This is a genomic window from Halomonas sp. 18071143, assembly GCF_019211725.1.
Taxonomy (GTDB): Bacteria; Pseudomonadota; Gammaproteobacteria; order Pseudomonadales; family Halomonadaceae; genus Vreelandella; species Vreelandella stevensii.
Genome location: NZ_CP078120.1, coordinates 1,869,785 through 1,892,359 on the forward strand (window position 1 = coordinate 1,869,785; position 22,575 = coordinate 1,892,359).

Sequence of the window (22,575 nt, forward strand, 5' to 3'; positions counted from 1 at the left end):
GTCAGGAGTGCGCCGCAATAAAAGCGTCGATCCCCTGTTGAAACGCTTCTGGCTGGTCAACATGCAGCCAATGCCCAGCATTCTTCAGCGTCACCAGGCGGGCCCGTGGCAGCACTTCGCGTAGTTTGGGCAGCATCTCATCCGTCACGTAGTGAGAGTTGGCCCCACGCAGCACCAGCGCTGGCCCCTCATAGGCGGCCTCTCCTTCCGGCTCACCGATGATGTGCTCATAGCCACGCTGAATCTCGTCCAGCCCCACGCGAATGCTCATCCTCCCCTGCTCGTCTCGTACCAGGTTGGTGGCCAGGAACAGGCGCGTGGGCCGCTCGCTGACATGCTCGGCCAATAGCGCATCGGCTTCACGGCGATTGGCAGGCTTGGCGTCTCTGACGCGATTCAGCGCCGCGAACACATCGTCATGACCATGCTGGTAGGCCACCGGGGCGATATCGGCCACCATCAGCGACAAGCAGCGCTCGGGGGCTTGCCGAGCCAGCGTCATGGCCACTTTTCCGCCCATGGAGTGGCCAAGAATATGCGCGTTCTCGATGGAGAGCTTGTCCATCACGGCCAGCACGTCATCACTCATAGCGGTGTAGCGCATGCCTTCGGCATGGGGCGAGCGGCCATGATTGCGCAGATCCACCGCCACCACCCGGCGCTGGCGCTGCCACACCTTGAGATGCGAGCGCCAGTTGTCGGCACTTCCCAACAATCCATGAATGACGATCAGCGGCGCTTGCTCAGGCGCTTCCACCTCGGCGGGCAGATCGATCACGTGCAGGTCGACAGTGGCCTGTTCGGTCATGGGGGCTCCTTGATGATTAAGCGGTGCGTGGTTCGGCGTCTGTCTGGCCGGTCCATACCACCAGCCTGCGCGTCAGCCACGCCAGCAATAGGCCGTACAGCGGCAGGAAGAACAGCAGACTGATCGCCAGTTTGATGACGTAATCCACCGTGGCAATTTCCACCCAGTGGGCGGCCATGAACGGATCGGGGCTGTTGTAAAAGGCGGTCGCAAAAAAGGCAAAGGTATCCGCCAGGTTACCCAGGATGGTGGAGCAGACCGGTGCTACCCACCAGGCCCATTGGCGCAGCCGGTCAAAGACCTGCACATCCAGCAATTGGCCCAGCACGTAGGCCAGGAAGCTGGCCAGGGCAATCCGCGCCACGAACAGGTTCCACTCGCCCAACGCCTCCAGGCCCGCGAAACTGCCACGGGGAAACACCACTGACACTACATAGGATACCAGCAGCGCGGGAAACATGACCCGTAATACGATGGTGCGTGCTGGCCCTTTACCAAACAGGCGTACGGTCAGGTCGGTGGCCAGAAAGATGAACGGAAAGCTGAAGGCTCCCCAAGTGGTGTGAAAGCCGAACAGCGTAAAGGGAAGTTGCACCAAATAGTTGCTGGCGGCAATGATGGCAATATGAAAGAGAACCATTACCGTCAGGCAACGGCGATGCTGAAGATCGGTGAGCGCAAACATGGAGCGAGACCTTTTTTTGGTGGCAAGAGGGGTTAGGGAACCCTCGTGAACAGCGTAATGACGCTACTGGGGCGCGCATTATACGCCTTCTCGCTGGTAATGAAAGCCGCCCAGACGCGCGGGGCGGCCATCGAAGCTTCAGCTCTGCTGAGGTTTCGCTTGCTCTGCGGCACCTACCTGACGCTGACACATGGCGTCATGCACGTCATCGAGGCTAGTGGGGTCATCGATGGTCGATGGAATACCGTAGGACTTGCCATCGGCGATATTGCGCAGCAGCTTGCGCAATATTTTGCCCGAACGGGTTTTCGGTAGCCGATTGACCACCAGCACCTGCTTGAAGCAGGCAATCGGGCCGATATGTTCACGCACCCGCTCGATCAGCTCGGCTTCCAGCGTCGCTTCGTCGCCCTGGAAGCCATCCTTGGGAATGACCAGCCCTATCGGGAGCTGTCCTTTCAACTCGTCATGAATGCCAATCACCGCGCATTCGGCCACTGCGGGGTGGGCACCCACCACTTCCTCCATTTCACCGGTAGAGAGGCGATGCCCCGCCACATTGATCACGTCATCGGTGCGCCCCATGATGAACAGGTAGCCCTCCTCATCGAAATAGCCGCCATCCCCGGTGAGGTAAAAACCTGGGAAAGCCGCCATGTAGGCACTGTGGAAACGCTGCGGGTCACGCCATACGCCGATCAAACAGCCTGGCGGCAGCGGCTGCTTGATCACCACGCTGCCCTGCTGCATGGACTCGGCCTGCTCACCGTCGCGATCCAGAATGCGTACGTCGAAGCCGGGCACGGGATACGTGGCCGAACCGGCCTTGGTGGGCACGGCTTCGATGCCGGGCAAGTTGGCGGCAATCGGCCAGCCGGTTTCGGTTTGCCACCAATGATCGATCACCGGTACGTCCAGCAGGTCATCCAGCCAATGGAACGTGGGTGGATCGAGCCGCTCCCCCGCCACATACAGATGTTTCAGGCTGCTGATATCGTATTGTGAGAGTAGCCTGGCATCCGGATCCTCTTTCTTGATGGCACGGAATGCCGTGGGCGCTGTAAAGAAGCTCTTGACGCGGTACTCCTCGATCAGCCGCCAGAACGCCCCGGCATCCGGCGTGCGCACGGGCTTGCCTTCGTATACCACCGTGGTGCAGCCACGTAGCAGCGGCGCGTAAACGATATAGGAGTGCCCGACGACCCACCCCACATCCGAAGCCGTGAACATCACATCGCCCGGCGCCAGGTCGTAAATGGCCTCCATGGAGTAGTGCAGCGCCACGGCGTAACCACCCGTATCGCGTACCACGCCCTTGGGCTTGCCCGTGGTGCCGGAGGTGTAGAGGATATACAGCGGATCGGTCGCCTTGACGGGCACACAGTCAGCGGCCTGGGCACTGGCTTCGAGCGTTGCCCAATCGTGATCCTCCGGCTGCAGCTCGGCCTGGTGGGCGTCGCGCTGGAACACCACGCACGCTTGGGGTTTGAAGCTACTCAGCTCGATGGCGCGCTCCACGATGGGCTTGTAAGGCAGCACCTTGTCGACCTCCACCCCGCAAGAAGCCGCAATGACTACCCTTGGCTCGGCATCTTCGATGCGTACCGCCAGCTCGTGGGGGGCAAAGCCGCCAAAGACCACGGAGTGCACCGCGCCCAGGCGGGCACAGGCGTACATGGCAATCAGCGCCTCCGGCACCATGGGCATGTAAATGACCACCCGGTCACCCTTGGTGACGCCCAATTGCGCCAGGCCTCCGGCTACCTTGGCGACCCGGTCGCGCAGCTGGCGGTAAGTGAGCGTCTGTTTGCCGCGGGTAACCGGCGAGTCCCAGAAAATGGCCGCCTGTTCGCCGCGGCCCTGTTCTACGTGTACATCGATGGCAGCGTGGCAGATATTGAGCACGCCATCACCAAACCAGCGAGCATGCCGCTGTTCGTCATAGCTGAGGATAGTACTGGGGGGCGTATACCAGGGCAGTTTGCGAGCCTGTGCGGCCCAGAACGCTTCTGGCTGTTCAACCGACTGCTGGTAGATGGAGTGGTAACGGTTCATGGCGGCCTTGTCATTGTTGTGAACTTGATTGTTGACACTCTACAAAGCAAAGCGCGCTTTCACCCTCATACTATGGGCTTAAATTCGACCAAAGCGAATATGGAGAAGAGAGATTGTCGACAAAAAATCGACGCTTACCATTGATAGAACGTTAATCGCGCATTTGGACAAAAAGCGCTAAATTAATGATCATTCAACAACCCAATCCTCGCGACGCGACGATGGCTACATAATCAATAACAACGCTGTCACCACAGTGTAGGCAAGGAGAGTTTCATGTCTGCTTCTACTAGCGCCGCTGCACGCCTTCTGGAACACAATGGGCTCGCCATCGAGGCTGGCACCCAGCTGCTCAAGGCTCTGGCCAATGAAAAACGGCTGCAAATTCTTTGCTTGCTGGCAGAGACGGAGCTCTCTGTCACGCAGATCAATCAACAGCTGTCGCTGAGCCAGTCTGCGCTTTCCCAGCACCTGGCCATTTTGCGCCGAGACAAGCTGGTCGATACGCGCCGTGAATCGCAAACCATCTATTACTCGCTCAACAGTGACAGCGCCAGGGCGATCATCAGTACCCTGGCACAGCACTATGCGGCCTGACGCTGTCAGGTCAACGACGCAACCAACCGGCTGACTCGACCACCCCCAGCGCTTTCACCAGCGCATTCTCGATGCCCGCCGACACCGCAAGGCCAAACCGGCGCCCCATGGTCTTCGGCGGTTCCAGCTTCACCCGGTATACCTGCGCATCGGCCATGCGCTCGACCAGGTAGGCTTCGCTGGTGCCCACGCTGTCTATCAGCTTGTGTTCCAGCGCTTCGCTGCCGTACCAGACCTCTCCCGTCGCCAGCTGCTCGATATCCATGTCGGGTCGGTGACTAGCCACAAAAGACTTGAACAAACGATGGGTATTCTCGAGGTCGTCGATGAACTTCTCGCGCCCTTCCTCGGTGTTTTCTCCCAGTATGGTCAAGGTGCGCTTGTACTTGCCAGCGGTGAGCAGCTCCACGTCGATATCGTTGCGTTTAAGTAAACGGTGGATGTTGGGCACCTGAGCCACGACCCCAATGGAGCCAATGACCGCAAATGGGGCCGCTTTGATGTGGTGAGCGGTACACGCCATCATATAGCCACCGCTGGCCGCGACTTTATCGATACACACCGTGGTGGTCAGCCCCGCTTCCCGCAGCCGGTCCAACTGAGCCGACGCCAGCCCATAGGCGTGCACCAATCCGCCCGCCGACTCCAGACGCACCACCACTTCGTCACTGGCGCTGGCCACATCGATCACCGCCGACACTTCCTGGGCAAAGGTTTCAGCCTGGGAGGCCTTGATATCGCCATGGAAATCCAGCACCCATAGTTTTTGAACAGAATCAGAAGGACTCTTACCCTGCTTGGCCGCCTTTTGCCGCGCTTTCTCTTCCTGGCGGAAGGCCTTGATCAGCTTCTTGCGGGCGCCCTGCTCGGTCGTGTTGACCCGCAGCCGCCGGCCACGGGCTCTACGCTGGTCGTTCAGGGATTCTACCTGTAGCTTCAATCCCGATGACGGGGACTCCTTGCTTCGCATCACCAGCATCAGCAACGCTGCCGCTGCTGCCAGCACCAGCGTGGTTTGCAGCAGGAAGGTGCCCATTTCCACCAACCATTCCGCCATGACTCATCTCCTCAGGTATTTTTAAACGCTGGAAAGTATTAGTGTACGGGCTTTATCCGCAGATTGTGAGGAAGTGTCAACGAGGCTTGATTAAAACAACTGTTTGAAATACTCTCGTGAGATAACGTCAATCCACATCAACTGTTACGTGAGCATACCTTATGTCATCCAATACCCTTGAAAAACTGCAATCCCGCTTCGACCCCGAAGCAGCCAAAGGCATGAACGAAGTTTTCCAGTTTCATTTTTCCGATGCTGGCAGCCACTATCTCTCGGTTCAGGACGGTAGCCTGGGAGTGCATGAAGGCGAACACGACGACCCTTCGGTGAGCTTGAGCCTGAGCACCGATACCCTCAAGGGCATCATGAGTGGCGACATCAATGGCATGACCGCGTTCATGACCGGCAAGCTCAAGGCGACCGGCAATGTCATGCTGGCCACCAAGCTGACTAGCCTGTTTCCGGGCAGGTAAGCCCTCAGCGCCAGCGGGCCAGGTGCGTTTCGATCAAGTCCCGTGAAATAGAGTAAGGCGGCGGCAGCGCAGGCAGCTGCCGCGGCGAAAACCAGGCAGCATCGCTGATTTCGACCCCGTCGATCATGATCCGCTGAGTGGTCGCTTCCGCAAAATAGCCCAGCATCAGCGAATGCGGGAAAGGCCATGCCTGGCTGTGGTGATAGCGCAGTTGATCCACATGCACCCCCACCTCTTCGAACACTTCTCGGTGCACCGCCTCCTCTGCTGACTCCCCCGGCTCGATGAACCCTGCCAGGGTAGAGTAGCGCCCGGGCGGAAAGCGCGGGCTGCGGGCCAGCAGCATGGCTTCCCCCCGGGTCACCAGCGTGATGATACAGGGTGAAATTCGCGGGTAGTTGCGATGCCCGCACGCATAGCAGTGCATGGCGAATTCGGCTTCCAGCTTGGAGGCTCGCTCACCACAGCGGCTGCAAAAACGGTGGTTTTCCAGCCAGGCACCGACCTGCAAGGCCGTGGCCAGCAGGCTAAACCATGAGGCTGGCAGTTCTGATAGCCACTGGCTCCCCTCTATCCAGCCATCCCCCGGCGCACTTTCGACCTGCAAAGCCACGGGCTCGTCATGCCAGTAGCACAGGGGCTGCATGTGCTCGTCCCAGGGCTGATGGGGCTGAAGCGGAGACAGCTCACCCACCAGCGGTGCCGGTGCTATATGGCTGCGCGCGACGCGAATCACTCGGCCTTCACGCGCATGGTGCGGAATTTCACGTCTAAGCATCGGCCGTACCACTCTCACCGCTTGCCGACAGCCAGCGCAGTTGATGCGCCTGGCACTTTGCCTGATGGGCGGCCTGCTCTTCTGCACTGGGGCGAATCACTCGTAGCTGCCCTGGCGCCAGCGACAGCCGCTGAACCGACAGCCCTTCGTTGGCTTGGCGCTCTTTACGCTGGCCATTGTCACTCTCGGCATCCAGGGTTAACGCCGTTTGCCCACCGGTCATCGCCAGGTAGACATCGGCCAGAATTTCCGCATCCAGCAAGGCCCCGTGAAGCACCCGGTGGCCATTATCGATGTCATACCGCTTGCAGAGCGCATCCAGATTATTGCGCTGGCCCGGGTGCATTTCGCGGGCCATGACCAGCGTATCGAGGATACGGCAGTGCTCCCTGACCGGCCCCAATACCGGCGACTTGCGCCGCTTGTTGAGCATGTTCAGCTCGTGGTCGATGAAGCCCACGTCGAACGGTGCGTTGTGAATGACCAGCTCGGCACCTTCGATGAAGGCCCAAAAATCGTCGGCAACCTGAGCAAATACCGGCTCGTTGGCTACTTTGGCATCATCGATGCCATGGACGGCCACCACCTCGGCATCGATATGACGCTCGGGGTTGATGTATTGGTGGTAGGTGCGCCCGGTGAACCGCCGATTGACCATCTCGACGGCGCCGATCTCTACCAGACGGTGGCCATCCTTGGGGTCGATACCTGTCGTTTCGGTATCCAGAATTACCTGGCGCATGGGGTCTTGCTCCTCTGATGCTCATCGATGGCTTCGTTGGCCAGGGCGTCGGCGCGCTCGTTACCGGGGTGGCCACTATGCCCTTTGACCCAGTGCCACTCGACACGATGGCGCTGGGTCTCTTCGTGCAGTGACTTCCAAAGCTCGGCATTCTTCACCGGCTGTTTGGAAGCGGTTTTCCAGCCGCGTTTCATCCAGTTGTGAATCCACTGGGTAATGCCCTGGCGGACGTACTGCGAATCGGTCCACAACGCCACTTCACAGGGCTTGTTGAGCGTGCGCAGCGCCATGATGGCCGCCATCAACTCCATGCGATTGTTGGTGGTGTTCGCCTCGAAGCCTTTCAAGGTCTTCTCATGGGTACCGCTGACCAGCAGCACTCCCCATCCGCCGGGGCCAGGATTGCCACGACACGCCCCATCGGTATACACCGTGACACGGGGCAGCTCACTGGCTGCTTGGTTACTCACGCTCACTATCCTTTTCTATACGTCGTTTTCCAGCGGGTAGCCGGGCGGCTGTGCTGGTGCGTGTGACGCCAAGAGACGACGAAACCGGCGTACGCAAACCAAACTTGACGCGCTGGATGGGGGCATGACGCTGCCGACGCTGCGCCTGAATCATGTAACTCTCACCCAGCGGCATGTTGTGGCGTCGGCCCAGCCGCTCCCAGCGTTCGCGGCAAGTGGTGCTCATGGGGCCACGAAAACAGCAGTAGTCTACGCGCTCCACCTCGAAATCGACAAACGCGAGCCAGTCCCGCAGGCGGTTCACCGTGCGCCACTGGCCTTGCCACGGATATTCGGCCTTGCGCCACCGGCGACTGAGCCCGTTGAGGCCTACCGGGTTGAAGCCAAACAGCACCAGCACACCGTTGTCGGCGGTCACACGGGCGGCTTCCTGCAGCGTATGGTGCGCATCCGGCAAATATTCGAGCCAGTGATGAATCGCCATGACGTCCAGACAGCGGTCCGGGAGCGCCAGCTGTTCCGGGGGGCAAATCAGGGTGGACTCACCCTCTGCGCTCTCTCTGTTCGGCGCCCAGACCACCTGATGGGCAATACTGGACATGGTCATCAATGGCGGGGCCATCCCCATCTCCAGGCTGTGCCCACCTTTTCGACCTTCTACCACCGGCCCCAGGCAGGCGCGCTGGGCTTCCCACAGCGAACGCCCGGCATCCGTTTGCCAATAGGCGCGGGCCTGAGCCAGAGAGCGGGCAAGTCGTGTGACATCCGGCGAATTTGACATGAACGACTCTTGCCTCCACAGTATTGGGCTTTTGAAGGGCGCGCTGCCACATGATGCGGCGCACGGCAATTTTCGAGCAGGTCTGACAAACTCCGAGGGATCTCGCCCATGATGAGCGTGACACCGATACCCGCCTTAAGCGACAACTATATTTGGCTGATAAGACAGGATAACAGTCAAGGCGTTTGCGTGGTGGACCCCGGTGAAGCGCCCCCCGTGATCGATTTCCTCGAGCGAGAATCCCTGACCCTCGATTCGATTTTGATCACGCATCATCATCATGACCACACCGGCGGGCTGGCGGCGCTGAAAGAGCGCTACGCCCCCTTGGTGATTGGTCCCCATAACCCGGACATTCAAGGTATCGACCAGCGCGTCGGCGAGGGCGATCAAGTAAGAGTGCTGGGTCGCGCCTTCGAAGTGATGGAGACCCCCGGCCATACGCTGGATCATATCAGCTACTTTACACCGGGTATTCCCGCTCTTCTGTTCTGTGGCGACACGCTGTTTCATGCTGGCTGCGGACGTCTTTTCGAAGGCACACCGGAGCAAATGCTGAACTCACTGCGTCGTCTTGCGGAACTCCCCCAGGAAACACTGGTCTTTGCAGCGCATGAATATACTCAGGCAAATCTGAGCTTTGCACGTGCTGCGGATCCTGACAACGATGCTGTAACACGCGCACAACAGGAGTGCGAGAAGGCCAGGGCGCTAGGCAGGCCCACCTTACCCAGCACGATAGGACGCGAGCTGACGATCAACCCTTACCTGCGTGTCGGCACTGAAAGCGTGCGCTTGGCCGCTGGCCAGCAAGGGGCAAATGACGACGAACTCGCTACGTTCACCACTCTGCGCGAGTGGAAGAACCGTTTTTAAGAACGCTATCGAATAGAAACGAATACACTATGACTTATCGAACGCTTCGCCAGCGCTTGTTATTGAGCGCCGGCAGTACGGTTATTATGGGCCTTTTTTTGGCCGCCGCCGCGAATACCCAAGCCTCTGCTACGGCCCCTCAGTGGGGCGCCCACGCCAGTAGCGACGACGCCTCCTCTGCGCTGGATAATGCGGAAAATGCCTTGACGGCCCAACCCTCTGCGTTTCAGCACCACTTCTGGGAATCCCTCGAACTACAGCCCCAGGATGCCTGGAGCATCCTGCGCTCGAGTTTTCAGTGGCAGGAGAAGCACCTATCTGCCGATGCCCAGGCCCGGGTAGACGAGTGGATTCAACTCTACAGCGCCAGCCCCCAGAATATCGTCTCGATCACCGAGCGTGCCACGCCCTGGCTTGCCTGGATTGCCCAGCAGGTATCCGAACGCGGCCTGCCCGGTGAAATTGCTCTGATCCCCTTCGTCGAAAGCTCCTTCGACCCCAGCGCCCGCAGCCATATGGGCGCCGCCGGATTATGGCAGTTCATGCCCGGCACCGGTGATGCACTGGGCCTGGTACGCAACGGCCAGTACGATGGCCGCCTGGACGTGGTGACGTCCACCGACGCCGCGCTCAATTACCTGGAAATGCAGGCCGACGAGTGGTATGAAGGCGACCTGATGCTCTCTCTGGCGGCTTACAACGCAGGCGCAGGCACGGTCAATCGCGCACGCCAGCAGGCCCTGAACCAGGGCCTGGCAGGCCACTACTGGGATCTGGCGCTGCCCAACGAAACCATGCAGTACGTTCCCAAACTGAAGGCCATTGCCACTATCATCGACAACCCCGAACGCTATGGTGTCAGCTTGCCTGACATTCACGCGGAACCGGCCTTTGCCAAGGTACAGCTGGAACAGCCCGTCAGCCTGGCACAGGCCTCTCGCATGCTGGATGTCAGCCAGTCGGCGCTAGCCGAGCTGAACCCGGGCCTGTTGAACGGCAGCATCGACCCCAACAGCGCACAAACGCTGCTGGTACCCGAGGAAGTGGACACCCAGGTGCTGGCACAGCTATCACAATCCAGCGGCAGCTACGTGGCAGCAGACTCCCCTTCGGTACACCGCGTTGAACGGGGCGACAATCTTTCCACAATTGCCGCACGCTATAAGCTTGATCAGCAAGATTTAATCAGGTGGAATGGGCTGGATCGCCCGGAAGCCCTACAGCCCGGTCAGCTGCTCTCATTATCGGGTGGCTAGGGCGGCCTGAACCCCGTGACCACCCCGGTTTTGCCACTACAGGACGTTACCAATGCCACGCGGTGAGTTGTTGTCGAAAGCAGTTCTACTGGTCGGTGGCCTATTGCTGAGTGCCACGTTATGGGCCTCACCGCCAGACGAGGGTAGCGCCCCCGTCCCCACGGTGCATGGGCTATCGCTTTATGATAGTCCTGAGCTGCCCGAAGACTTTGCCTACTTCCCCCACGTCAACCCCCTGGCACCCAAGGGCGGTTCCATCACCCATACCGCTGTAGGCGGCAGTTTCGACTCCACCAACCCTTTCATCATTCGCGGCACTCCCGCCACCGGCATCTCACAAATTTACGACACGCTGATGGAGAGCAACCCCAACGAGCCGTTCAGCCTGTATGGCCTGCTGGCCCGTGGCGTGCGCCTGGACCCTGAGCGTGAGTGGATCGAGTTCGATCTGCACGAGCAGGCACGCTTTCAGGATGGGGAGCCGGTCACCGCTTACGACGTAGTCTTCACCTTTGACCTGCTGCGCGAACAGGGCAACCCTTTTTACGCCAGCTACTATGCCGGGGTAGAAAAGGTCACGGCGCTCAGCGAACATCAGGTACGTTTTGAATTCAACGACACTCAGTCCCGCGAGCTGCCGTTGATCGTCGCGCAGATGCCGATCCTGCCGCGCCACTATTGGGAACCCCGTGACTTTACCGCCCCCACCCTGGCGGCCCATCCGGGCTCTGGCCCCTATCGCATCAGCGAGGTCGACCCTGGCCGCCGTATCGTCTACCAGCGCGACGATAATTACTGGGGCAAGGATCTCCCCGTCAATGTCGGGCGCTATAACATCGACCGCATCACCTACGAGTACTATCGGGATCGTGATATCGCCTGGGAGGCTTTCAAGGCGGGCTTGACCGATTTTCGTATCGATGCCCGCGCCGCCACCTGGGCGATTGGCTACGACTTTCCTGCCTATCGCCAGGGGCAGGTCAAACGGATTACCGTGCCCGACGTCAATCCCTCGATGATGCAGGCCTTCGTGTTCAACCTGCGGCGCGAGAAATTCCAGGGCCCACGGGTACGCGAAGCGCTGAGCCTCACCTTCGATTTCCCGTGGCTAAACACCAATATCTTTTACGATACGTATTACCGCACCGAGAGCTTCTTTCAAAACTCCGAAATGGAAGCCGTCGGTCTGCCTACCGAAGAGGAGCTGGCGCTGCTGGAGCCCTTCCGTGACGAGCTGCTGGCGTCGCATCAATCCGAGCGGCTGTTTACCGACCCGCTGCCCATCGAGCACCCCACCGAGCTACGCGAACGGCTCAGGCGTGCACTGACGCTGTTGGAAGAGGCCGGATACATGGTGGAAGATGGCGTATTGATCAACGAGCAGACGGGGCGGCCGCTTAGCCTGGAAGTATTGATGTACGACTCCGGCATGGAACGGGTGGTACAGCCCATGCTGCGTAACATGGCGCGCCTGGGTATCCAGACCTCCATGCGCATCGTCGATATCAACCAGTACCTGAACCGCGTGCGCAGCTACGATTACGACATGGTCATCAGCCACTTCCCCCAATCCAACAACCCCGGCAACGAGCAGCGCGACTACTGGACCAGCGCGGCCGCCGAGTCGCCACAGAGCCGTAACCGCATGGCTCTGGCGCATCCGGCCGTGGACTCGCTGGTGGAACAGCTGATTCGCGCCGAGGATCGAGCAACCCTCGATACCATTACCCACGCGCTGGACCGTGTGCTGCGCTGGGGCTTTTATGTGATTCCCCACTACCACTCGGGAGAAACCCGGATTGCCGTGTGGGACAAGTTTGGCTACCCCGACCCGGCACCGGCCTACGCCATGGACCTGGATGCCTGGTGGGTCGACAGTGAGCGTGAAGCGGCGCTGGAGCGGCGCAACCGACGCCGTTAATCGCTGAACGCAGAACAAGACAATGGCTCAACTCTCATTTCATGGGGTGCACCGTGGCACGCTATACACTTCGCCGACTGCTACTGATGATCCCGACACTGTTCGGCATCATGCTGCTGAACTTCGTGATCGTTCAGGCAGCGCCGGGAGGGCCTATCGACCAGATGCTGGCCCGTTTCGAAGGGGCCGACGCCATGGCCAGCACGCGCCTGGACATGGGCGGTGCCGACATTCAGGTCAGTGACGACTCCCGTGGCGCCCGCGGTATCGACCCGCGCTTCATCGAACAGCTGGAGCAGCAGTTCGGGTTCGACAAGCCCGCCCATGAGCGCTTTATCGGCATGATGGTGGACTATCTGACCTTCGATTTTGGCACCAGCTTCTTTCGCGACCGCCCGGTGATCGAGCTGATGATCGAGCGCTTGCCGGTCTCCATCTCGCTGGGCCTGTGGACCACCCTACTGGTCTACCTGATTTCGATTCCGCTGGGCATTCGCAAGGCGCTGCGTCACGGCTCTCGATTTGACGTGTGGAGCTCAGGGCTGGTCATCGTCGGCTACGCCATCCCCGGCTTTCTGTTCGCCATCCTGCTGATCGTGCTGTTTGCAGGGGGCTCGTATCTGGACTGGTTCCCACTGAGAGGCCTCACTTCCCCCGATTTTGCCGACCTCTCCACCTGGGGCAAGATCAAGGACTACTTCTGGCATATCACGCTACCGGTACTGGCCGCCGCCATCGGCAGTTTCGCCACGCTCACCATGCTGACCAAGAACAGCTTCCTGGATGAAATCCACAAGCAGTATGTGTTGACGGCGCGCGCCAAGGGCGCCGACGAGCAGCGTATCCTGTATGGCCACGTGTTCCGTAACGCCATGCTGATCATCATCGCCGGACTACCTTCGGCAATGATCGGCATATTCTTTACCGGCGCGCTGCTCATCGAGGTGATTTTCTCGCTGGATGGCTTGGGCCTACTGGGTTTCGAGGCCGTCATGCAACGCGACTACCCGGTCATCTTCGGCACCCTGTTCCTGTATACCGTCATCGGGCTGGTGCTCAAACTGATCTCCGACCTGACCTACGTGTGGGTCGACCCACGTATCGATTTCGCCTCCAGGGAGTCCTGATATGCACGCCATCTCCTCCCGCCTTTCCCCAATTACCCGGCGGCGCTGGGCGGCGTTCAAGGCCAACCGGCGGGCACGCGTCTCGCTGTGGCTGTTTGGCGTACTGTTCATCATCAGCCTGTTCGCGGAGCTGATCGCCAACGACAAACCCATCGTGATGCAGTTCGACGGCCAGTGGTACGTTCCCTTGCTGGTCGACTATCCGGAAACCGAGTTCGGCGGCTTTTTGCCCACCCGTACCGACTATCTCGATCCGTTCATCCAACAGCAGATCAGCGACCATGGCTGGGCGCTCTGGCCCATCATCCCGTTTTCGTATCAAACCCTCGACATGCAGATGAGCCGCCCCTCGCCGGCCCCACCCGATGGGCGCCACTGGCTGGGCACCGATGATCAAGGGCGCGATGTCATGGCCCGGGTGATTTATGGCTTTCGTCTCTCGGTGGCTTTCGCGCTGGTGTTGACCGCAGGCTCGCTGGTCATCGGGGTCATTGCCGGTGGCCTGCAGGGCTATTTCGGCGGCAAGGTGGATCTCATCGGCCAGCGTTTCACGGAGATATGGTCCGGGCTGCCGGTGCTGTTCCTGCTGATCATTCTGGCCAGCTTCGTGCAGCCGGGCTTCTGGTGGCTACTGGGCATCATGCTGCTGTTTTCCTGGCTGGGCCTGGTGGATATCGTGCGCGCCGAATTCCTGCGCGCCCGCAACCTGGAGTACGTGCGGGCTGCCAAGGCCATGGGGCTTCCTTCCCGACTCATCATGTGGCGCCATGTCCTGCCCAACGCCATGGTGGCCACGCTTACATTCATTCCGTTCATCTTTACCGGCGCCATCGGCACCTTGACGGCACTCGACTTTCTGGGCTTCGGCTTGCCCCCTGGCGCCCCCTCGTTGGGTGAACTGGCGGCACAGGGCAAGAACAACCTGCATGCGCCCTGGCTCGGCATCACGGCCTTCATGACGCTGGCCATTATGCTGTCACTGCTGGTATTCATCGGTGAGGGCCTGCGGGATGCCTTCGACCCTCGCCACGTCAAGCAAGGCGCCAATGCTGCCGGGGAAGCCGCCCATGTCTGAACTTAGCTCCACCCCTCTGCTGCACCTGAACGACTTCAGCGTGGCGTTCGATGGCCAGGTGGTGGTCGACAAACTGTCACTGTCGCTGAATGCGGGGGAAACCCTGGCCATCGTCGGAGAGTCTGGCTCGGGCAAGTCGGTCTCCGCGCTGGGCGCCATTGGCTTGCTGCCCAGCAATGCCCAGGTCGTTGGCCAGCGCCTGCTGGAAGGCCGTGACCTGAGCCAGCTGCGTGAGCGGGACTGGAACACGCTGCGGGGCAACCGCGTCGGGTTCATTTTTCAGGAGCCGATGACATCGCTCAACCCGCTGCATCGCATTGGCAAGCAGATAGGGGAAACCCTGCGCCTGCATCAGGGGTTGAGCGGACAAGCCGCCAGGCAGCGGGCGCGTACGCTGCTGGAGCAGGTCCAACTGCCCCGCCCCGACGAGCTGCTGGACGCCTGGCCTCACCAGCTCTCAGGAGGCCAGCGCCAGCGCGTCATGATCGCCATGGCCATCGCCAACAACCCCGCACTGTTGATTGCCGACGAACCCACCACGGCGCTGGACGTCACGGTACAGCAGGAAATTCTGGCATTGCTCAAGGAGCTACGCGATCAGCACGGCATGGGGCTGCTGCTGATCAGCCACGACCTCAACCTGGTGCGTCGTCATGCCGACCGTGTCTGCGTGATGTATCGCGGCAAGGTAGAAGAAACCGGGCCCGTCGCACAGGTCTTCGCCAACCCGCAAAGCGACTATACCCGAGCACTCATCGCCGCCGAGCCGGAGGGCCGACCTGCGGCGCCGCTCAGCAGCGCTGCCCTGCTGAGCGCCCGCCAGCTGCGCGTCAGCTTCAAACGTCCCAAGACGCGGCTGTTCCAGCGCCAGCCCCCGGCTTTCGAAGCGCTGAAAGCCACCGATCTGCACATAGCGCCCGGTGAAACCCTGGGCATCGTGGGCGAGTCCGGGTCGGGCAAGACCACGCTGGCCTCGGCCATCATGCGGCTGGTACCCAGCGCGGGAGATGTCAGCCTGGGCGATGCACGGCTGAGCGAGCTGACGGGAGACGCCCTGCGTCGCCAGCGCCATCGGCTGCAGATGGTGTTTCAGGACCCCTACGGCGCGCTTTCTCCGCGCATGCCCGTATTCGACATCGTCAGCGAAGGGTTGCGCTTTCACTTTCCGCGTCTGAGCGACCGCGAGGTCAGCGAACGCGTCCGCCAGACCCTGGCGGAAGTCGGCCTGCCCGAAAGCTGTGCCGACCGTTACCCCCACGAGTTTTCAGGCGGCCAACGCCAACGTATTGCCGTGGCCCGGGCCATCATCCTGGAGCCCGAGCTGCTGGTCCTCGACGAGCCCACCTCTGCCCTGGACCGCACCGTGCAAAAGCAGCTGGTCACGCTACTGCGGGAACTGCAGGCCAGGCGGCAGCTCAGCTATCTGTTCATCAGCCACGACCTGGCCGTCGTCCGCGCCATGGCACACCGCATCATGGTGCTGAAAGATGGCGAGGTGGTCGAACAGGGGGATTGTCTTGACGTACTGGCCAACCCTCGCCACCCGTATACCCAAGCGCTTTTGAGTGCCGCTCACCTTTCGTGAGCAGGCTGAAAAGCTGATCACCAAGGGCATTTCTGGCAAAATCCATCGCTGGCGGATAGCGCTCGATCCGAGCCTCTCCGCCAGCGTCTGAAAACATCCAAAGGTGTGGTCATTTTTTCAGGCTAGATAAGATAACGGTATAAATATGGCCCGTTTAAAAGCTGTCGATCTCTTCCTGAGTCAACGCCCGCCACTCGCCCGGTGCCAAATCGTCGGGCAACGCAAGGCTGCCGATCGAGTGCCGATGAAGCGCCTCGACGTGGTTGCCCAAGGCAGCAAACATCCGCTTTACCTGATGGTAGCGGCCTTCGGTAATGGTCAGCTCCGCCTGCTGCGGGGTAATGAAACGCAGCGTGGCCGGCTGGGTGGGAGTCTCTTCACCTTCCAGCAGCAGGCCTTCGGCCACGCGCTCGACCGCCTGCTGAGCCGCCTCACCTTCCATGGGCTCGGCCAGCTCGGCGAGATACACCTTGGCACAGCGGTGGCGCGGCGAGGTCACCCGGTGGGACCACTGCCCGTCATCGGTCAATAGCAGCAGTCCGGTGGTGTCCACATCCAGGCGCCCTACCGGCTGAAGGCGTTCTACCTTGGGCTCATCGATGATATCGATGACCCGCGGATACAGACCCCGGCGTGCGGTGCACTCCACGTCCCTGGGCTTGTGCAACATGATATAGCGCAGCCCCACCAGCTCGAGACGCTCGCCATTCAAACGCACCTCGTCCTGGGCCGTGTCGATATGGGTAGCGGCTTGCTTGATGGGCTCGCCATTCAGCGTCACTTCGCCATTTTTCAAGGCGCGCTTGGCGAGGCTGCGGGTCAGCGCAGAGGTTTCACTCAAAAAACGATCAAGGCGCATTATTGCCCCACTCCCGGCAGCAGCGAAAAGCGATCGGCATCTTGCCAGGCAGGAAATTTGTCACGAAAGGCATCCAGTTCCGTCTTGTCGAGCGTTCCGGTGTCGATGAATGCGGTATGGGCAGGATGGTCGATGAGCGGTTCGCCCTTGAAATCGACCAGCATGGAGTCGCCGCTATAGGCCAGCCCCTTGGCGTCTTCGCCCACGCGATTGACGCCTATCACATAGGCGAGGTTTTCCACCGCGCGAGCTTGCAGCAGCGTACGCCACGGATGGCGACGCGGGGCGGGCCAGTTAGCCACGCACAGCACGGCATCATACTCGAAATGCTCGCCTTCTGCTGGCTGCTGGCGCATCCACACCGGAAACCGCAGGTCGTAGCAAACGCTGAGCTGCAGCTTGAATCCCTTGAGTTCGACGATCTGCCGCGCCGACCCCATGCCGTATCGCTGATGCTCTCCCGCCATGCGGAACAGGTGGCGCTTATCGTAGTAGCGCAGTTCGCCGTCGGGCGTCGCCCACACCATGCGATTGTAGTAGTGGCCATCCTCCACGATGGCCACGCTGCCGGTCATCACACAGCCCCTGGCCTGCGCCTGCGCTTGCAGCCAGGCCACGCTCTGGCTGTCGGCCATGGGCTGGGCCATCTCGCGTGAGTTCATGGTAAAGCCGGTGGCGAACATTTCGGGCAGCACGATCAAGTCCGTGTCCCGGCTATCCAGGTCGCCCAGCAGTTTGGCCAAATGCGTGTGGTTGGCGTGGGGGTCTTCCCAGCGCAAGTCACACTGCACTAGGCTGGTTTTCAGTTGGCTCATGCCATGCCTCCTTTGCATCAATGTCTTGGTCGATTGTGTGCTAGATTAGCATTTTTAGTTAATGAGGCTGCTATGCTTCCCTCTGCACCCAGAGACCCTGAAGCGGTCAAGGGCGTCATGTTCGGTTTGACCGCCTATACCATGTGGGGTTGTTTTCCGCTGTTCTTTGCGCTGTTCGATGGAATACCCGCGTTTGAAATTCTGATCCACCGCATTTTGTGGTCATGCCTGTTCCTGGTCGGGCTGATCAGCGTCCTGCGCCGCTGGCCTCCGGTGGTGGCCGCACTGGTCGAGCCCAGGCGCCTGGGTAGGGTGCTGGCCTGCGCGCTGTTGATCGCCTTCAACTGGGGCATCTACATCTATGCCGTGGAGAGCAAGCAGGTGCTGCAGGCCAGCCTGGGCTACTTTCTCACCCCGCTGGTCAACGTTGCGTTGGGCATGCTGGTGCTCAGGGAAGTCATGGCCCGGCTACAGCTGGTGGCACTTGGTCTCGCCAGCCTGGCGATTGCCGTGCAATTCATCATGCTGGGGGAGTTGCCGTGGATCAGCCTGCTGCTGGCGCTGAGTTTCGGCAGTTATGGACTCTTTCGCAAGCAGGTGCCGCTGGATGGGCTGTCCGGCCTGTTCGTGGAAACACTGCTGCTCTTCCCGCTGGCCCTGATGGCGCTGAGCTGGATGAGTTGGCAAAGCACGTCGCATTTTCTGCATGACGCGCCCATGTCGGCGTTACTGGTGGTCAGCGGTATTCTTACGGCCCTGCCGCTGATGGCGTTTGCCGGGGCCGCACGCCGCTTGCGGCTGGCCACCCTGGGGTTTTTGATGTACATCAACCCTAGCATTCAGTTTTTGATTGCACTGACCGTGTTTGGAGAGCCTCTGGGCCTGATTCAGCTCGCCACCTTCCTGATGATCTGGACGGGGCTGGCGCTCTATTCGTGGTCGTCCTGGCAATCACGCCCGCGCCAGTCGGCCGCTTGAGGCCAGCGTGGCAGGCACCTGCTCTGGGGCTTGAGCCTGTGCGGCTTGTTCGGGCTGATAGCCCACGCGGAAGCCACCCCAGTGTTTACCGTGCACATGAATGGGAACCGACAGGTCGTGCATGATCTCGCCCGTGTCGCGCTTGTAGGTTTGCAGCAGCAGCGGCTGCTCATGGGCACCACAGCGGCGACCGGTAGGGTCATCGAAAATGCGCTTGCTGCGGCAATATTTCAGGTCGTGTTGTGGGTCGCCGTTGGGTTCACGGCTCACTGCCGCGTTGTGGGTGGGCACATAGCCATTGCGGTCACAGGCAATGGCGTAGCTCAGGCCGTGACCTGCCAACAGCGGCTCCTGCAGGGCGGGCAGCTGCTGGTCGGTGAAGGCATCGAAGCCGGTATGATAAAGCGGCGGCTGGGTCCCAGGGATCACCGCATAATCCGGATCGAACAACGCGGCCTCCGATAGCTCGCCTCGGCTCAAGGCCTTTTCGAACAGCTTGGCAATCTGGTCGGCAGTTTGACGCGCCACCTTGAATACCTGCTGATGGCGCCCTTCCAGCCGCTGCTGGGCCAACTCTGCGTCCACGCTCTCGGCCGCGTCCATCAGGGCATGGGCTTGCTGGGCAAGGGCATGCATATGGCGGTTCCCTTCATCTACATCGTGCTCCAGCTGGTCGAGGCTGTCCGCCACGGTCTGGCTGTGGGCCCGCGTACTGTCCATGGCACCCGCCACGCTGGTGATTTCCTGCTGCACCTGGTCGAACTCCTGGGTAATGGTGGCCAGGCTGCTCCCTACCTGCTGCATCTCCTCAGCCCGTTCACGCACCCGGGTCATCAGCCCGCCCATGGTGCTGACGACACTCTGGCCACTTTGGTGCATATCCTTGACCAGCCCATCGATACTCTGGGTGGCCGTAGACGTTTTCAGCGCCAGGTCGCGCACCTCCCCCGCCACCACCGCAAAGCCTCGGCCATGCTCACCGGCCCTGGCAGCCTCGATAGACGCATTCAGCGACAACAAGTGGGTCTGTTCGGCCACCCCCTCGATCATCGAGGTCACGCTGCGCACCCGTTCGATCTTGTCATTCAGCTCGGTGAGCATATCCAACGCCTGGCCGGAGCGCTCGGCAACATCGCTCATGTCCTGAATGATATCGGCCAGCGCATCATGATTGTCATGACTCGCCCGCTGGGCGCTCTCGGCCAGGGCTGCTACCTGTGTCGCGCTGGCGCTGACTTGCATGATGGCAGCGTTGATGGCGCTCATGCTGGAAGAGGCCTCACTGGCCATGTTTTCTTGTTTGGCGAGACGCTGGGCCATCAGATCGGCGTAGTGGGATACCTCTGCCGAGGCAATGGCGGTACTGCTGGCGCGATGCATCAGGCGATACGCCATGCCACGTAGCGCACCATAGTCCTGAATCGGCCTGATACTGCGGGGCACCGATACCAAACGCTGATGATCGGCACGGTACACGTCGTACAGGGCGGCGGCCACCAGCGCGCCCCCCGCGACAAGGGCGCTGGCGAGCCCAGCATACGCCCAGAAACCTCCTCGCCAGGTCATCCCAACGGCAGCACTGATCAATAGCAGCGGTAACAGCCAGCGAAGCAGTCGCATAATGAGTACTCTTTTATTGTTGAGATCGTCGAGTCATGGCGCAATACAGACCGCGTTTACCACTCAGTCAGCTTAACCAGTTCCACAGGTGAAATAAGTAGCACTTTGGGGGGATAGCAAAAGGTAATATTTGGCCCCTGGGCGAGTGAACATGACATTTTTATAACTAAACAGGCTAAACTATGTTCCGTTTTGCAGGTCCCGTTTTTCCTGATATGGCCAACGCTGCGAGAGCTCATGTTGAAGCGCTATTTGCCCATTCTTGCCTGGCTACCCCACTATCATCGACGCCTGCTGGGGGCCGACCTCATGGCGGGCCTGATCGTGACGGTCATGGTGATTCCCCAGTCGCTGGCATACGCTCTGCTGGCCGGGCTGCCTGCCGTGGTAGGGCTTTACGCCAGTCTACTGCCCCAACTGCTCTACACCCTGCTGGGCACTAGCCGGACCCTGGCGGTAGGCCCTGTGGCCATCATCGCGCTGATGACGGGGGCGGCACTCTCGTCGGTGGCCGCTCCCGGTAGCGCCGAATACCTGCAAGCCGCACTGGTGCTGTCGCTGCTCTCGGGCATGATTCTGCTGGTCATGGGCAGCCTGAAAATGGGGTTTTTCAGCAACTTCCTGAGCCACCCGGTCATCTCTGGCTTCCTGACGGCTTCCGGCATTCTGATTGCGGTCAGCCAGCTGGGCGGCCTATTGGGAATTGCCAGCAGCGGCTTTACGCTCGTCGAACGGCTCATGACGCTGCTGCCCAACCTGCCTGACATCAATCCCTACACAGCAACCATTGGCGTGGGGACGCTGCTGTTTCTGGTGGCGCTGCGCCGCTACGGCAAACGCTCGTTGATCTGGCTAGGCGTGCCTGCATCCCTGGCTGACCTGCTGACCAAGGCAGGCCCGGTATTTGCCGTGCTGATCACGACGCTGGTCACTTGGCACTGGCAGCTGGCCTATCAGGGTGTGGCGGTGGTGGGTACGATTCCCAGCGGCTTGCCCGCGTTCAGCCTGCCCTGGGGGGATGCCTCGCTCTGGCGGGCGCTGTTGATTCCTGCCCTGCTGATCAGTCTGGTGGGGTTTGTGGAGTCGGTCTCCATGGGCCAGATGCTGGCTGCCAAACGCCGCCAGCGTATTTCGCCCAATCAGGAGTTGATCGGCTTGGGTGCCGCCAATCTGGCGGCAGGCTTTACCAGCGGCATGCCGGTCACCGGCGGGCTCTCGCGCACCGTGATCAACTACGATGCCGGGGCACAGACCCCGGCCGCAGGGGCCTTTGCCGCCCTGGGCATTGGGCTGGTGACGCTGGCGTTCACCGGCTGGCTCTATTACCTGCCCATCGCCACCCTGGCGGCCACCATCACGGTCTCCATCCTGACGCTGGTGGACATTCCCATGCTGCGCCAGACCTGGCGCTACTCCCGCAGTGACTTTGCCGCCATGGCGGTCACGATTCTGCTGACCCTGGTCGAAGGCATCGAGGCCGGTATCATTGGCGGCGTCACGCTCTCCATCGCGCTTTTTCTCTATCGCACCAGCCGCCCCCACAGCGCGCTGGTAGGTCGGGTGCCCGACACCGAGCATTTTCGCAATATCGAGCGCCATGATGTCGAAACCGCTCCAAATGCAGCGCTGCTGCGCATCGATGAGAGCCTCTACTTCGCCAACGCCCGCTACCTCGAAGATACCGTCTACAACCTGGTGGCCAGCCGACCCGAGCTGGAACACGTGGTACTGATCTGTTCAGCCGTCAATTTGATCGACGCCTCTGCCCTGGAAAGTCTGGATGCCATCAACGCACGGCTGAAGGATTCCGATGTGAAGCTGCACCTTGCCGAGGTCAAGGGGCCGGTCATGGACCAACTGAAAAAGAGCGACTTTCTCGAAGAGCTATCTGGCCGGGTATTTTTGAGCACCTATGCTGCCTGGCGTGAATTCTCCCAATAGCCCAATCTTTCAAGCCATTGAAAATCAATTGAAAAGCCGAGCCATTGCTCGGCTTTTTGCGTTTAGCAATCGGCTT

General features: G+C 60.5%; 20 protein-coding genes and 1 pseudogene. 10 read left to right on the top strand and 11 right to left on the bottom strand.

Going from position 1 to position 22,575, the window contains the following annotated elements:
- Position 1: 1 nt before the first annotated feature.
- From KVY02_RS08720 to KVY02_RS08730, 3 genes and pseudogenes are all read right to left on the bottom strand, one after another.
- Complete coding sequence (locus KVY02_RS08720) at positions 2–808, bottom strand: alpha/beta fold hydrolase (RefSeq protein ID WP_081135707.1); 807 nt, start codon at positions 806–808, stop codon at positions 2–4.
- A gap of 16 nt (positions 809–824) precedes the next feature.
- The gene (locus KVY02_RS08725) at positions 825–1,493 is read right to left on the bottom strand and encodes a 7-cyano-7-deazaguanine/7-aminomethyl-7-deazaguanine transporter (protein WP_016913879.1); all 669 of its coding nucleotides are present in this window, start codon (positions 1,491–1,493) and stop codon (positions 825–827) included.
- Between the two features lie 138 nt (positions 1,494–1,631).
- A pseudogene (locus KVY02_RS08730) lies at positions 1,632–3,569 on the bottom strand (propionyl-CoA synthetase); the annotation flags it as partial.
- 255 nt (positions 3,570–3,824) lie between these two features.
- Between KVY02_RS08730 and KVY02_RS08735 the strand changes: the two are divergent.
- Complete coding sequence (locus KVY02_RS08735) at positions 3,825–4,145, top strand: ArsR/SmtB family transcription factor (RefSeq protein ID WP_016913881.1); 321 nt, start codon at positions 3,825–3,827, stop codon at positions 4,143–4,145.
- 10 nt (positions 4,146–4,155) lie between these two features.
- Here the strand turns inward: KVY02_RS08735 and sohB are convergent, their stop codons facing one another.
- The gene (gene sohB, locus KVY02_RS08740; protein WP_016913882.1) at positions 4,156–5,202 is read right to left on the bottom strand and encodes a protease SohB; all 1,047 of its coding nucleotides are present in this window, start codon (positions 5,200–5,202) and stop codon (positions 4,156–4,158) included.
- A 161-nt stretch (positions 5,203–5,363) separates the two neighbouring features.
- On the opposite strand from sohB, the gene KVY02_RS08745 reads away from it, so the two are divergent.
- A complete protein-coding gene (locus KVY02_RS08745; RefSeq protein WP_081135717.1) occupies positions 5,364–5,675 on the top strand; it encodes an SCP2 sterol-binding domain-containing protein in 312 nt (103 codons plus the stop codon).
- 4 nt (positions 5,676–5,679) lie between these two features.
- On the opposite strand, the gene nudC is transcribed toward KVY02_RS08745, so the two are convergent.
- Genes nudC through KVY02_RS08765 form a run of 4 tightly spaced genes read right to left on the bottom strand, consistent with a single transcriptional unit; the run spans position 5,680 to position 8,446 of the window.
- Positions 5,680–6,453, bottom strand: coding sequence for an NAD(+) diphosphatase (gene nudC / locus KVY02_RS08750; protein WP_081135720.1), 774 nt, complete (start codon positions 6,451–6,453; stop codon positions 5,680–5,682).
- Positions 6,446–7,195, bottom strand: a complete 750-nt coding sequence (gene dnaQ / locus KVY02_RS08755; RefSeq protein ID WP_081194284.1) for a DNA polymerase III subunit epsilon — start codon at positions 7,193–7,195, stop codon at positions 6,446–6,448. Before dnaQ ends, nudC begins: the two co-directional genes overlap by 8 nt.
- Positions 7,183–7,665, bottom strand: a complete 483-nt coding sequence (gene rnhA / locus KVY02_RS08760; protein ID WP_016913886.1) for a ribonuclease HI — start codon at positions 7,663–7,665, stop codon at positions 7,183–7,185. The genes dnaQ and rnhA overlap by 13 nt, the downstream gene beginning before the upstream one ends.
- Positions 7,658–8,446 carry a class I SAM-dependent methyltransferase gene (locus KVY02_RS08765; RefSeq protein ID WP_081135725.1) on the bottom strand — a complete coding sequence of 263 codons (789 nt, stop codon included), beginning with the start codon at positions 8,444–8,446 and terminating at the stop codon, positions 7,658–7,660. Before KVY02_RS08765 ends, rnhA begins: the two co-directional genes overlap by 8 nt.
- 108 nt (positions 8,447–8,554) lie before the next feature.
- Here KVY02_RS08765 and gloB point away from each other — a divergent pair, with 108 nt between their 5' ends.
- The 6 genes from gloB to KVY02_RS08795 are packed head-to-tail and all read left to right on the top strand — an operon-like array spanning position 8,555 to position 16,286.
- Positions 8,555–9,322 (top strand): hydroxyacylglutathione hydrolase, encoded by a 768-nt coding sequence (gene gloB / locus KVY02_RS08770; RefSeq protein WP_081194290.1) that lies wholly within the window; start codon positions 8,555–8,557, stop codon positions 9,320–9,322.
- Between the two features lie 29 nt (positions 9,323–9,351).
- On the top strand, positions 9,352–10,578 hold the full coding sequence (locus KVY02_RS08775) for a transglycosylase SLT domain-containing protein (protein ID WP_218314987.1): 1,227 nt from the start codon (positions 9,352–9,354) through the stop codon (positions 10,576–10,578).
- Positions 10,579–10,630: 52 nt separating this feature from the next.
- The gene (locus KVY02_RS08780; protein ID WP_218314988.1) at positions 10,631–12,499 is read left to right on the top strand and encodes an extracellular solute-binding protein; all 1,869 of its coding nucleotides are present in this window, start codon (positions 10,631–10,633) and stop codon (positions 12,497–12,499) included.
- 53 nt (positions 12,500–12,552) lie between these two features.
- The gene (locus tag KVY02_RS08785; RefSeq protein ID WP_218314989.1) at positions 12,553–13,626 is read left to right on the top strand and encodes a microcin C ABC transporter permease YejB; all 1,074 of its coding nucleotides are present in this window, start codon (positions 12,553–12,555) and stop codon (positions 13,624–13,626) included.
- A gap of 1 nt (position 13,627) precedes the next feature.
- The gene (locus tag KVY02_RS08790; RefSeq protein WP_218314990.1) at positions 13,628–14,701 is read left to right on the top strand and encodes an ABC transporter permease; all 1,074 of its coding nucleotides are present in this window, start codon (positions 13,628–13,630) and stop codon (positions 14,699–14,701) included.
- The gene (locus tag KVY02_RS08795; protein ID WP_256357597.1) at positions 14,694–16,286 is read left to right on the top strand and encodes an ABC transporter ATP-binding protein; all 1,593 of its coding nucleotides are present in this window, start codon (positions 14,694–14,696) and stop codon (positions 16,284–16,286) included. The genes KVY02_RS08790 and KVY02_RS08795 overlap by 8 nt, the downstream gene beginning before the upstream one ends.
- A gap of 154 nt (positions 16,287–16,440) precedes the next feature.
- Here KVY02_RS08795 and KVY02_RS08800 read toward each other — a convergent pair whose 3' ends face one another.
- Together KVY02_RS08800 and KVY02_RS08805 are read right to left on the bottom strand one after the other, a co-directional pair.
- On the bottom strand, positions 16,441–17,145 hold the full coding sequence (locus KVY02_RS08800) for a pseudouridine synthase (protein WP_081135740.1): 705 nt from the start codon (positions 17,143–17,145) through the stop codon (positions 16,441–16,443).
- Positions 17,145–17,960 (bottom strand): amidohydrolase, encoded by an 816-nt coding sequence (locus KVY02_RS08805; RefSeq protein WP_100730711.1) that lies wholly within the window; start codon positions 17,958–17,960, stop codon positions 17,145–17,147. The genes KVY02_RS08800 and KVY02_RS08805 overlap by 1 nt, the downstream gene beginning before the upstream one ends.
- 72 nt (positions 17,961–18,032) lie before the next feature.
- On the opposite strand from KVY02_RS08805, the gene rarD reads away from it, so the two are divergent.
- On the top strand, positions 18,033–18,938 hold the full coding sequence (rarD, locus tag KVY02_RS08810) for an EamA family transporter RarD (protein WP_218314992.1): 906 nt from the start codon (positions 18,033–18,035) through the stop codon (positions 18,936–18,938).
- Here rarD and KVY02_RS08815 read toward each other — a convergent pair.
- On the bottom strand, positions 18,912–20,558 hold the full coding sequence (locus tag KVY02_RS08815; protein WP_218314993.1) for a methyl-accepting chemotaxis protein: 1,647 nt from the start codon (positions 20,556–20,558) through the stop codon (positions 18,912–18,914). The genes rarD and KVY02_RS08815 overlap by 27 nt on opposite strands.
- A 237-nt stretch (positions 20,559–20,795) precedes the next feature.
- Between KVY02_RS08815 and KVY02_RS08820 the strand changes: the two genes are divergently transcribed.
- A complete protein-coding gene (locus tag KVY02_RS08820; protein ID WP_218314994.1) occupies positions 20,796–22,499 on the top strand; it encodes a SulP family inorganic anion transporter in 1,704 nt (567 codons plus the stop codon).
- Positions 22,500–22,575 lie beyond the last annotated feature (76 nt).

Bases quoted from the DNA above. Each gene is read 5' to 3' on its own strand.
- KVY02_RS08720 (WP_081135707.1), bottom strand. From the start codon at position 808: ATGACCGAACAGGCCACTGTCGACCTGCACGTGATCGATCTGCCCGCC.
- KVY02_RS08725 (WP_016913879.1), bottom strand. From the start codon at position 1,493: ATGTTTGCGCTCACCGATCTTCAGCATCGCCGTTGCCTGACGGTAATG.
- KVY02_RS08735 (WP_016913881.1), top strand. From the start codon at position 3,825: ATGTCTGCTTCTACTAGCGCCGCTGCACGCCTTCTGGAACACAATGGG.
- sohB (WP_016913882.1), bottom strand. From the start codon at position 5,202: ATGGCGGAATGGTTGGTGGAAATGGGCACCTTCCTGCTGCAAACCACG.
- KVY02_RS08745 (WP_081135717.1), top strand. From the start codon at position 5,364: ATGTCATCCAATACCCTTGAAAAACTGCAATCCCGCTTCGACCCCGAA.
- nudC (WP_081135720.1), bottom strand. From the start codon at position 6,453: ATGCTTAGACGTGAAATTCCGCACCATGCGCGTGAAGGCCGAGTGATT.
- dnaQ (WP_081194284.1), bottom strand. From the start codon at position 7,195: ATGCGCCAGGTAATTCTGGATACCGAAACGACAGGTATCGACCCCAAG.
- KVY02_RS08765 (WP_081135725.1), bottom strand. From the start codon at position 8,446: ATGTCAAATTCGCCGGATGTCACACGACTTGCCCGCTCTCTGGCTCAG.
- gloB (WP_081194290.1), top strand. From the start codon at position 8,555: ATGATGAGCGTGACACCGATACCCGCCTTAAGCGACAACTATATTTGG.
- KVY02_RS08775 (WP_218314987.1), top strand. From the start codon at position 9,352: ATGACTTATCGAACGCTTCGCCAGCGCTTGTTATTGAGCGCCGGCAGT.
- KVY02_RS08780 (WP_218314988.1), top strand. From the start codon at position 10,631: ATGCCACGCGGTGAGTTGTTGTCGAAAGCAGTTCTACTGGTCGGTGGC.
- KVY02_RS08790 (WP_218314990.1), top strand. From the start codon at position 13,628: ATGCACGCCATCTCCTCCCGCCTTTCCCCAATTACCCGGCGGCGCTGG.
- KVY02_RS08795 (WP_256357597.1), top strand. From the start codon at position 14,694: ATGTCTGAACTTAGCTCCACCCCTCTGCTGCACCTGAACGACTTCAGC.
- KVY02_RS08800 (WP_081135740.1), bottom strand. From the start codon at position 17,145: ATGCGCCTTGATCGTTTTTTGAGTGAAACCTCTGCGCTGACCCGCAGC.
- KVY02_RS08805 (WP_100730711.1), bottom strand. From the start codon at position 17,960: ATGAGCCAACTGAAAACCAGCCTAGTGCAGTGTGACTTGCGCTGGGAA.
- rarD (WP_218314992.1), top strand. From the start codon at position 18,033: ATGCTTCCCTCTGCACCCAGAGACCCTGAAGCGGTCAAGGGCGTCATG.
- KVY02_RS08815 (WP_218314993.1), bottom strand. From the start codon at position 20,558: ATGCGACTGCTTCGCTGGCTGTTACCGCTGCTATTGATCAGTGCTGCC.
- KVY02_RS08820 (WP_218314994.1), top strand. From the start codon at position 20,796: ATGTTGAAGCGCTATTTGCCCATTCTTGCCTGGCTACCCCACTATCAT.